9 protein-coding genes and 1 pseudogene are annotated in these 10482 nt (G+C 64.6%); 4 read left to right on the top strand and 6 right to left on the bottom strand.

Annotated elements, in window-relative coordinates:
- Nucleotides 1–165: DUF924 family protein (locus EOA23_RS26775; protein WP_127306355.1), on the top strand; the 165-nt coding region annotated here is incomplete at its 5' end.
- Between the two features lie 9 nt (nucleotides 166–174).
- Here the strand turns inward: EOA23_RS26775 and folK are convergent.
- Genes folK through folP form a run of 3 tightly spaced genes read right to left on the bottom strand, consistent with a single transcriptional unit; the run spans nucleotide 175 to nucleotide 1887 of the window.
- Entirely contained in the window at nucleotides 175–687 is a 513-nt protein-coding gene (gene folK / locus EOA23_RS26770) for a 2-amino-4-hydroxy-6-hydroxymethyldihydropteridine diphosphokinase (protein WP_127306354.1), read from the bottom strand.
- Nucleotides 671–1030, bottom strand: a complete 360-nt coding sequence (gene folB, locus EOA23_RS26765) for a dihydroneopterin aldolase (protein WP_042647736.1) — start codon at nucleotides 1028–1030, stop codon at nucleotides 671–673. The genes folK and folB overlap by 17 nt, the downstream gene beginning before the upstream one ends.
- Nucleotides 1031–1032: 2 nt before the next feature.
- Nucleotides 1033–1887, bottom strand: coding sequence for a dihydropteroate synthase (folP, locus tag EOA23_RS26760; RefSeq protein ID WP_127306353.1), 855 nt, complete (start codon nucleotides 1885–1887; stop codon nucleotides 1033–1035).
- An 84-nt stretch (nucleotides 1888–1971) separates the two neighbouring features.
- On the opposite strand from folP, the gene EOA23_RS26755 reads away from it, so the two are divergent.
- The gene (locus tag EOA23_RS26755) at nucleotides 1972–2592 is read left to right on the top strand and encodes a DUF922 domain-containing protein (RefSeq protein WP_126060650.1); all 621 of its coding nucleotides are present in this window, start codon (nucleotides 1972–1974) and stop codon (nucleotides 2590–2592) included.
- Nucleotides 2593–2791: 199 nt separating this feature from the next.
- On the top strand, nucleotides 2792–4267 hold the full coding sequence (locus EOA23_RS26750; RefSeq protein WP_127306352.1) for an MDR family MFS transporter: 1476 nt from the start codon (nucleotides 2792–2794) through the stop codon (nucleotides 4265–4267).
- A 57-nt stretch (nucleotides 4268–4324) separates the two neighbouring features.
- Here the strand turns inward: EOA23_RS26750 and EOA23_RS26745 are convergent, their stop codons facing one another.
- The 3 genes from EOA23_RS26745 to EOA23_RS26735 all read right to left on the bottom strand — a co-directional run bounded on the left by EOA23_RS26745 (nucleotide 4325) and on the right by EOA23_RS26735 (nucleotide 6338).
- A complete protein-coding gene (locus EOA23_RS26745) occupies nucleotides 4325–5356 on the bottom strand; it encodes an NAD(P)/FAD-dependent oxidoreductase (protein WP_127306351.1) in 1032 nt (343 codons plus the stop codon).
- Between the two features lie 90 nt (nucleotides 5357–5446).
- Nucleotides 5447–5767, bottom strand: a complete 321-nt coding sequence (locus EOA23_RS26740) for a 2Fe-2S iron-sulfur cluster-binding protein (protein ID WP_112129386.1) — start codon at nucleotides 5765–5767, stop codon at nucleotides 5447–5449.
- Between the two features lie 202 nt (nucleotides 5768–5969).
- Nucleotides 5970–6338 (bottom strand): Hpt domain-containing protein, encoded by a 369-nt coding sequence (locus EOA23_RS26735; RefSeq protein ID WP_127306350.1) that lies wholly within the window; start codon nucleotides 6336–6338, stop codon nucleotides 5970–5972.
- 301 nt (nucleotides 6339–6639) lie between these two features.
- On the opposite strand from EOA23_RS26735, the pseudogene EOA23_RS26730 reads away from it, so the two are divergent.
- A pseudogene (locus EOA23_RS26730) lies at nucleotides 6640–10482 on the top strand (kinesin); the annotation flags it as partial.

The following is a 10482-nucleotide window of genomic DNA, read 5'->3' as shown; positions in this document are numbered from 1 at the left end:
GTGGAACTCACCGCCGCGCGAGCACCGAACGATCTTAAATATGCCGAGGAGCATCTGGAGATCATCGAGCGCTTCGGCCGCTTTCCGCATCGCAATCGGATGCTCGGTCGAGAAACGACGCCCGAAGAACAGGCGTTTTTGGACGGCGGCGGATTCTCCGGCTGACCGGCAGCCTTAGCCGAGCCACCACTCCCGGCCGGAGGGCAGCCGCTCGATCCCCGATGTGTCGACGGCGCCGAGCCGTTGCGAGACGCTCCTGCCGCCGACCGACAGCCCCGGCGCGATCTCGGCCAACGGCGCCAGCACGAAGGCGCGCTCCAGCATGCGCGGATGCGGCACTTCGAGCCCGGTCTCGTGGATAACCCGGTCGCCGAACACCAGGATGTCGATGTCGATCAGGCGCGGCCCCCAGCGCTCCTCGCGCACGCGCTTCAATCGCCTCTCGACGTCGAGGCAAAGGTCGAGCAGCGCGCGCGGCGAGAGCGCCGTCTCGATCGCCGCGGCGGCGTTGAGGAAATCGGGTTGGTCGAGCTTGCCCCAGGGCGGCGTGCGGTAGAGCGACGAGACCGCGGTGACGCGCGTCGCGTCGTCGCCGTCCAGGATGCGCAATGCCGCGCCCATGGACTTCGCCGGATCGCCGAGATTGCCGCCGAGGCTGAGGTAGACGACGCTATTCTGGCCAGACAACGGTCACCTCGACATAATCGAGCACGCCGGGCACCGGCGCGTTCGGCTTGCGCACGGTGATCGCGGCCTTCCTGATCTGCGAGAACCGCGCCGTCAGCGCCTTTGCGACCTCCAGCGCCAGCGCCTCGATCAGGAAGCGGCGATGTCCGGTCACGATCTTCTCGATGACCGCGAAGGCGACGCCGTAATTGACGGTATCCTCGATGGAATCCTCCGTCAGCGGACGGCTGGGTTCGACGGTCAGCTCGGCATCGACATAGAAACGTTGGCCAAGCGTCTCCTCCTCGTCAAGCACGCCGTGGCGGGCGAAGAAGGCGCAATTCTTCATACGGATGACGTACATGATCAGGGTCCGGGGGGAGGCTCGGTTTCGCGGGCAAGCATAGCATCGGTCAGCGCCAGCGCGTCCACGTTGATTGCGACATCGTGGACGCGAAACAGGTCGGCTCCCTTCAAGCGCAGGATGACGCTCGTCGCCGCCGTGCCGGCGGCCCGATCGCCAGGCTCGCGACCGGTCGCGTTGCCGATGAAGCGCTTGCGCGAGGTCCCCGCCATCAGCGGATAGCCAAGCGCCTGAAGCTCGGAAAACCGCGCCATCAGCTCGAGGTTCTCAGCCGCCGTTTCCTTGGCGAAGCCGAAGCCTGCATCGAGCACGATCTGACTGTCGGCGACGTTGGCCGCACGCGCGATCTCGAGCGATTTGCGCAGGAACAGGAACTGGTCCTCGATCACATCAGGCAGTTTCTGCCGCTCGCGCCCGGTGTGCATGATGATGAGCCCGGCGCCAGTTTCGGCGGCGACGCGCGCGATGCCGGGCTCGCGCTGCAGTCCCCAGACATCGTTGACGATATGGGCGCCGGCGGCGACCGCGCGCCGCGCGGTATCCTCGCGATAGGTGTCGACCGAGATCAGCGCCTCGCCGGAAGCGGCGAGCGCCGCGATGACCGGCAGCACGCGGCCCTGCTCTTCTTCAGCCGTGATCGGAGCGAAACCCGGCCGCGTCGATTCCCCGCCGACATCGATCACGGCTGCGCCCTCTTCCACCATCCGTCGCGCCTGCTCCAGCGCCTTTTCCGGCGCGATGAAGAAACCGCCGTCCGAAAAACTGTCAGGCGTCACGTTAAGGATGCCGACGACGACCGCCTTCGGACCGAGGTCGAGATAGCGCCCATGCGCCAACTGCCATCGCCTTGTCGTCATTGTCCATCAACCATGCGTGATCCGCCGGAAATCAATTCCGTTGCGCTGGCGACGGCCCTAAAGCAAGGTGCGTGAAGAGGCAATATGATGAAGCGTCCCCTGCTCTGCGCCCTGATGCTCGCGCTCGCCGCCACGCCGGCGGCCGCTGCGAATCTGGTGAAGACCTACAGCTATTTCAGCGTCGGCGGCCGCACGCTCGACGATATCCAGAACCAGCTGTCGAGAAACGGCCCCGAAGTGAAGAGCACCGGATCGCGACATCCAGGCGCCACGCAGATGGCCTTCACGACCCGTATCAGCTACGCCCAGAGCGCGCAGTCCTGCCGCATCGCCGACGCGGCCGTCACCGTGAAGGTCAAGGTGATCCTCCCCGAATGGCGGCGCCCGCGCAAAGCCGATCCCGACGTCAGGCTGTTCTGGGACACGCTCTCGGCCGACATCAAGCGGCATGAGGAACGCCATGTCGAGATCGCCAAGAACCATGCGCGCTTGCTCGAGGATGCGCTGAAGGCCAGCCCCGCGCAAAGGACGTGCGAACAGGCAAAAGGGGAGGCCGCATCGATCCAGGCAGCCGAACTCGCCAGGCACGATCAGGACCAGGTGCGCTTCGACCGGGTCGAGGGCGCCAATTTCGAAAGCCGCATCCTTCGGCTGATGCGCTATCGGATGCAGCGCATTGAAGCCGGCCAGTTGCCGCCGCCCTGACCAGAGGCAAGGCCATCCGGCCAATTTCGTCCAAGCATCGTGCCAGATAGGAAAAACTTTCGAGCGGTGGTCGAAATCGGCCTATACCGACCGACATATAGCGGGTTCGAAACACCCCCTATCCACGATGGGAAATGACAGGCGCGACCAGCCAAAGCCACCTTGGCGCGCCAAGCACCGGCCTTTGAAAGAATGATGCATGGACCAGACCGTCGAGACGATGGCGCCGAAAGCCGCGCCGATAAGCGAGAGCGAGAAGAACGCCATCATCGGCGGCGTGCTGTTGTCGATGCTGCTGGCAGCCCTTGACCAGACCATCGTCGCCCCCGCGCTGCCGACGATCGCGCTCGCGCTTGGCCATGCCGAGTATCTGCCGTGGATCGTCACCGGCTATCTTTTGACCGCGACCGCGATGGCGCCGCTCTACGGCAGGATCTCGGATGTCTATGGTCGCCGTTCCGTCATCTACGCCGCCATTATGATCTTTCTGTTCGGGTCGCTCGTCAGCGCGCTCGCGCCCAACATGCTGGTGCTGGTCATCGGCCGCGCCATCCAGGGCGCCGGCGGCGGCGGCCTGTTCGCCCTCGCCCAGACCGTCATCGGCGATCTCGTGCCGCCGCGCGAGCGCGCCCGCTACGCGGCCTGGATTTCCGGCACATGGGCGGTCGCTAGCGTCGCCGGCCCGCTGCTCGGCGGCGTCTTTGCCGAACATTTGCACTGGTCGCTGATCTTCTGGATCAACCTCCCCATCGGCTTCCTGGCCATGGCGATTATCAACAACCCGCTGAAGAAGCTGCCGATCGCGGCCAAGAATCACCGCATCGACGGGCTGGGCGCCGTGCTGCTGGTTATCGCTACGTCGCTGCTGCTCCTGGCGCTGAACTGGGGCGGCAGCGCCTATCCCTGGTTATCAGGCGAAATCCTGGGGCTGGTGGCCTGCTCGGCCGTGGCCTGGGCTTTCTTCGCGCTGAGGCTGCTCAAAGCGGCCGAGCCCTTGATCTCCCTCGACGTGCTGGGCAACCCGATCGTGCTCGCCGGCACGCTGTCGATGTTCCTGTTGCAGGCCGCGAACATCGGCGCTTCGGTTTACCTGCCGGTCTACCTGCAGTCGGTGGTCGGTCTTTCGGTCAGCCAATCCGGTACCGCCATGCTCGGCCTGCTGCTCGGCACGGTTGCCGGCGCCACTTTCAGCGGGCGCATGATCCCGCGTTTCGTCCACTATAAGCGCATCGCCATGATCGGCGTCAGTCTTGCCATCGTCTGCGTTGGCGTGCTCAGTGCCATTGCGGGACACGCCTCGCTGCTCGAGGTCCTGATCCTGACCACGCTCACCGGCCTGGGCAGCGGAACGACCTTCCCGGTCGCCACCGTCTCGGTCCAGAACGCCGTCGACCGCGCTCACCTGGGCGTGGCGACCGGCGTGCTGACCTTCCTGCGCACGCTGGGCGGCGCGCTCGGCGTGGCGGTCCTTGGCGCCGTGGCGCTGGGCTACGGCTTGCCGCTGTCGTCCGAAGGCGACGCGACGCGTATCGAATTGTCATCGGCGCTGCCGTTCGTGATGATTTTCCTCACCACCGGGATCACGCTTGTCCTTGCGCTGATCGTGCTGGCGCTCATGCCGGAAAAGGAACTGCGCGGCCGCGACGAGCACGCCGCGCCGGTGCTTGCGGAGTAATCTCTCCGAGATGCGTTGAGATTCAGGTCAGGCCGGCATCACCTGAATTCAACATACTCAGTCGTGGACGCCGAGCTTCTTCTGCAAGCTGGTCGATGAGGTCGTATATTGGAAGACGATGCGCTCACCCGGGCTGATGATGCGCTTGGCGGCCTGCGCCATCAGCGCCACCTCGTGAAAACCTGACAGGATCAGCTTCAGCTTGCCCGGATACCAGTTGATGTCGCCCACGGCAAAGATGCCCGGGATCGAGCTCTGGAACTTCTCCGTGTCCACCGGGATCAGGTTCTCGTTGAGGTTGAGGCCCCATTCGGCGATCGGTCCGAGCTTCATGGTGAGGCCGAAGAAGGGCAGCATGCGGGTGCATGGCACCTCGACGTCGCCGTCCGGACCGCCCTTGATGGTCGCCGACGACAACTGGCCGTCGGTCCCGGCAAGCCCGCTGACCTGACCGACCAGGAATTTGAGCTGCTTCATCTCCTGCAAGGCATACATCTTGTTGACGCTGTCGGGTGCCGCCCGGAATTCGGGGCGGCGATGCACCAGCGTCACGCTCTTGGCGATCGGTTGCAGATTGAGCGTCCAGTCGAGCGCCGAATCGCCGCCGCCGACGATGACGAGATCGTGGCCGCGGAATTCCTCCATGCGCCGGACCGAATAAAACACGCTCTTGCCTTCATAGGCCTCGATGCCCGGAATGGGCGGGCGCTTGGGCTGGAACGAGCCACCGCCGGCGGCGATCACCACCACCTTGGCCTCGAACAGCTCGCCCTCGTCGGTGGCGACGCGGAAGCTGCCGTCGTCGAGCTTTTCCAGGCTGGAGACCATGCGGTTGAAAGTGAACTCCGGCTTGAACGGATGGATCTGCTCCATCAGCTTGTCGACCAGGCCTTGCGCGGAGATCGTTGGCCAGCCCGGAATGTCGTAGATCGGTTTTTCCGGATAGAGCTCGGCACACTGGCCGCCGGGACGGTCGAGAATGTCGATGAGATGGCATTTCATGTCGAGCAGGCCGAGCTCGAACACGGCGAAAAGGCCGACCGGCCCGGCGCCGACAATGAGAACGTCCGTCTTGATGGTATCGGTCATGCGCTGCGCCCCTTCTGGGAATGGAGCGAGACTGCATGAGCTATTGCCTGCTGCCAAGCAGCCAGCATGAAGAAAACTGGAAAGTCGGCCTTAGCCTTGGCGCTCGGGAACGCGCACGACCAGCCCGTCCAGCGCGTCGCGCACCTTGATCTGGCAGGAAAGGCGAGAATTCGGCCGGACGTCGTAGGCGAAGTCCAGCATGTCCTCTTCCATCGCCTCCGGCTCGCCGACCTCGGCCGTCCATGCCTCGTCGACATAGACATGGCAGGTCGCGCAGGCGCAGGCGCCGCCGCATTCGGCCTCGATGCCGGGCACCGCGTTGCGGATGGCGTTTTCCATGACGGTCGAGCCGTTTTCGGCCTCCACGTCAAATCGGGTCCCGTCATGGGCGATGTAAGTCAGCTTGGTCATTAAGTCACCTGAGGAGTCGCGACGGAGATAATCACTCCACCGGACAAGTCAACTGCGGCGCGAAAGCGCCACGAAATGACGTTTTTCAAGAAGATAGTGCTAAGAGCAATTCCAGGAAAAGTGCGCAGCGGTTTTCCGCCCGGAATTGCGTAAAAATGAACAGCTAGAGCGAGTCAGCGATTCCATGAAACGCTGAACCGCTCTAGCGGCTGATGCCCGCGATGAAGTCGCGCACTTCCTCGATCAGCATGCCGAGCCGCTTGAGCGCCCGGACGTCTTCCGGCTGCTTCTCGATGATCGCCGCGCATTCGGCGACCGCGAACGCGCCGATGCCGCGCGCCGAGCCCTTCAAGCCGTGCGCCAGAAGTATCCTCTGCCTGGTGTCGGCGTCCGCGATCTGGTCACGAACGTTGAGCGACTGCTGCACGAACAGCGCCAGCACCTCCCGTTCGAGGTCGCGGTCGCCCATTGTCTGGCGCGCCAGATGGCCGAGATCCACGGGTCGGGCTCGAGCCGTTCCGGAGGCATCTCCCCCCGGCATGGAAAACGCAATACCACTTTCGCCACGCATACGCACTGCAACTCCATAAAGCGGGCAGACGAGCCCAAGAAAATAGGCGATTCCGGTCGCCAACGGGTTAACGATTGGAGGGGAAAAATGTTGTCACGGAGGCGACCGGATCACGCTTGCGTTAACCTTATATTTAAAGTTTTACGTATCGCCCGGAATGCATGTTTTCTTTACCCCTGTGTGTCATTACGATACGAAGGTCCATTTTTCAGCCTCCTGCTCGGGATAGACAAGCTAGAATCGGGCCAGAATCCGGCCAAAATCATAAGTCCCGCGGCAGCTAGTACAGGGTAGCGAAGGCATGGCTAAGAAACCAACGACGACCAAGTCTCTCGAGAATGACGTAGCCGCGGAACTGGAAAAGGCGCTCGACCTTGACCTTGCTGGCGACGAAGGCGGGCTCGACATGGCGGCGTCGATGGAGGATCTCGAAGCGCAGATATCGGCGGCGGCCGACGAGCTGGCGCGCGAAGGCCGCAGCCAGCGGACAGAGCCGGCGAACAACGCTCAGCCCGCCAACCCCCAGCCTCCAAGGGCGCCCGCGGCCAAGCCGGCCGAGCTGCGCCCTGTCGAGCCGCGCAACGGACAGCTGTCCGGCTTCACACCCCCGGCAGGCTTCACGCCCGCCAATGACGACCGCCAGAAGGATTACAAGACGCTGCTGCACAGCCTCAACCGGCGTGCATCGAGCACCGTCTACTGGGTGATCGCCTTTATCTCGCTGGCCTGGATCGCCGGCGCCGGCGGCCTTGCCAACCTCCTGTTCGGTCCTGGTATCTGGAAGATCCGTACCTTCGACCAGTTCTTCGCCCGTCCCGAGCTGATCGGCCTGGCGGTAGCCGCGATCGTTCCGGTCATCCTGTTCTGGGCGTTCGCCGCCATGATTCGGCGCGCGCAGGAAATGCGCATCGCCGCGCAGTCGATGACCGAGGTCGCCTTCCGCCTGGCGGAGCCGGAAAACCTCGCCCAGGATCGCGTCATGATGATCGGCCAGGCCGTTCGCCGCGAGGTGGCGGCCATGGGCGAAGGCATCGAGCGGACGCTCGCCCGCGCCGTCGAGCTCGAAACGCTCGTCCACGGCGAAGTCAGCCAGATCGAACGCTCCTATTCCGAAAACGAGGCGCGCATCCGTTCTCTGGTCGACGGCCTCGGCAGCGAGCGCGAGGCGGTCGTCACCCATGCCGAGCGCGTGCGCGCCTCTATTGCCAGCGCCCACGAGACGCTGCGCGACGAGATCGGCGCGGCCAGCGACATCATCCGCGATTCGATCCTCAACGCCTCGACCAAGCTGTCGATGACGATCAACAATTCCGGCGACACGCTGATCGATCGCATCAACGAAAGCTCGACGTCGATCTTCGATTCCGTCGAATCGCGCCTGGACAGCATCACCGATCGGCTTTCAACCTCCGGCGAAGCCTTCGCCAGCCTGCTCGACACCCGTATCGCCAAGCTGACCGACACCACGGACGGCCTCACCCGCTCGCTGACCGACTTGCTCGACGACCGCACGAACGGCATGGTCTCGCTGCTCGGCGGCGCTGCACGCACGCTGAACTCCGAATTCGAGGCGAGCCTTAGCGGCATCGAACGCACGCTGGCCGAACGCGGCCAGGCGCTCATCAGCGAATTCCAGACCCGCGCCGAAGCGCTCGACACCGGCACGCAGAAGCTCAACGCCGCCCTCGAAGCCCGCGCCCGCCAGATCAACGAGACGATGGTGGAACGCGCGAAGGAAATCGCCCATGCCTTCGCCGAGAGCAAGGACACGCTGTCGGCGATGATCGATCAGGGCAAGACCCAGATCGGCGCCGATATGGCCGACATCATCTCGTCCACCTCCTCCATGCTCGAAGCCCGCGCTACCGACTTCGCCGGCCGCATGGAAGCGGCCCGGCATGTGGTGTCGCGCTCCTTCGATTCCGATATCCAGCGGCTTGCCGATGCCCGTGTCGGCATCGAGGAAGCCGTCGAGAATCACAGCCGTTCGCTTTCCGAGAGCCGCGAACGCATGGCCGCTGCCATGCAGGAGGACCTGGCCAAGTTCGCCGAGGGCCGCGCTGCAATCGATGCCGCCGTCACCAACCAGGTGCAGAAGCTGGCCGAAGGCCGCGGCTTGATCTCGCGCGCGCTGGAAGAAGATCTGCGCAAGGTGAACGAGTCGCGCGCCGCCATCGATGCATCGCTTGGCAGCCATCTGGAGCAGCTCGAAGAGGGTCGCAACCGCCTATCCCAGGCTTTGAACGAAGACTCCGGCAGACTCGTCCAAGCCCGCACGATGATTGACGAAATGGTCGCCGGTCATGTCGGGAAGCTGGCCGAGGGCCGTAACATCCTGGCGCGCGCCCTGGAAGCCGATCTCGGCAAGCTGCAGGACAGCCGCGCCTCGATCGACGGCCTCGTCGCCAGCCAGGTCGAGAAGATCGCCGAGGGCCGCGCCGTGCTGGCCAAGGCGCTCGAAACCGACATCATCGGCATCAGGAACCTGGTCGAGACCCATTCGACCAAGCTCGCCGAGGACCGCGGCGAGCTCAGCCGCGCCCTTGAAAGCGATCTGAGCGGCATCCGTGGCCTCATCGACAGCCACGCCGGCAAGCTTGCCGAAGACCGCAGCCTGCTGTCGCAGACGCTGGAGGCCGACCTCGCCAAGCTGGCCGAAAGCCGTGCCTCGATCGACGGCCTCGTCGCCGGCCAGGTCGAGAAGCTCGCCGAAGGCCGCGATATCCTCAAGCGCGCCCTGGAGGCCGACCTCAACACCATCAAGGGTGCCATTGCGGGACACTCCGACAAGGTGCTGGAGGATCGCTCGCAGCTGTCGAAGGCCCTCGAAGCCGATCTGCAGGCCGTCAGCGGCGCCATTGCCGATCATCAGAACAAGCTGGCGCAAGACCGCTCGGCCCTATCGAGAGCCCTGGAGGATGACCTTCAGAATGTCAGTGGCGCCGTTGCCGAGCATCAGAACCGGCTCGTTCAGGACCGTTCGGTGCTGTCCAAGTCGCTCGAAGACGATCTCGCCAAGCTGGCGGAGAGCCGTTCCAGCATCGACGGGCTGGTCGCCGGCCAGGTCGAGAAGCTGGCCGAAGGCCGCGATATCCTCAAGCGCGCGCTGGAAGCCGATCTCAACACGATCCAGGGCGCAATCGTCGATCATTCGCAGAAGATCACCGGCCATCGCGCCGAACTCTCGCGAGCGCTTGACGCCGATATGGCCAATGCCAGCGGCCTCATGCAGACGCATGCCGACCAGTTGTCGCAGAGCCGCGCGACGCTGTCCAAAGCGCTGGAGGACGACCTCGCCAAGCTCGCCGAAAGCCGTTCCAGCATCGACGGTCTGGTCGCCGGCCAGGTCGAGAAGCTGGCGGAAGGCCGCGACATCCTCAAGCGGGCGCTGGAAGCCGACCTTGCCAAGCTCGCCGAGAGCCGCTCCAGCATCGACGGGCTGGTCGCCGGCCAGGTCGAGAAGCTCGCCGAAGGCCGCGATATCCTGACGCGCGCCCTTGAAGCCGACCTTGCCAAGCTGGCTGAAAGCCGCGCCGGCATCGACGGCCTCGTCGCCGGCCAGGTCGAAAAGCTCGCCGAAGGCCGCGACGTGCTCACCCGCGCCCTTGAAGCCGATCTCGCCAAGCTGGCCGAAAGCCGCTCCAGCATCGACGGCCTGGTCGCCGGCCAGGTCGAGAAGCTGGCGGAGGGCCGCGATATCCTGAAGCGCGCCCTCGAAGCCGACCTTCAGAAGCTGACGGAAAGCCGATCCGAGATCGACGACGTCATCGCCGGCCATGTCGGCAAGCTGTCCGAAGGCCGCGACATGCTGGCCCGCGCCTTGGAGGACGATCTCGCCAAGCTCGCCGATGCGCGCAAGGACGTCGACCGTTCGGTCTCCGGCCATATCGACCAGATCGCCGCGCGGAGCGGCGACATCTCGGCGGCGATCGCCGCCGATGTCGAGAAGATCGAGCAGGCCTTCAGCCGCCAGACCGGTGTCATCGAAGAACGCGCCAGCACCATGGAGCGCGCGCTGTCGACCGGTGTCGACAATGTGCGCGGCGTGCTGGAGAAGACCGCGGTGTTCGTGGCGGGCGCGTTGCGCGACAAGGTCATGGAAGTCACAAGCACCCTGCATGAGCAGGCCGGTGCGGCCTTCAGC

The organism is Mesorhizobium sp. M2A.F.Ca.ET.042.01.1.1 (assembly GCF_003997405.1).
Lineage (GTDB): Bacteria > Pseudomonadota > Alphaproteobacteria > Rhizobiales > Rhizobiaceae > Mesorhizobium.
Note: the sequence above shows the minus strand (reverse complement) of the source record. Positions and strands in the feature narration are given on the sequence as shown.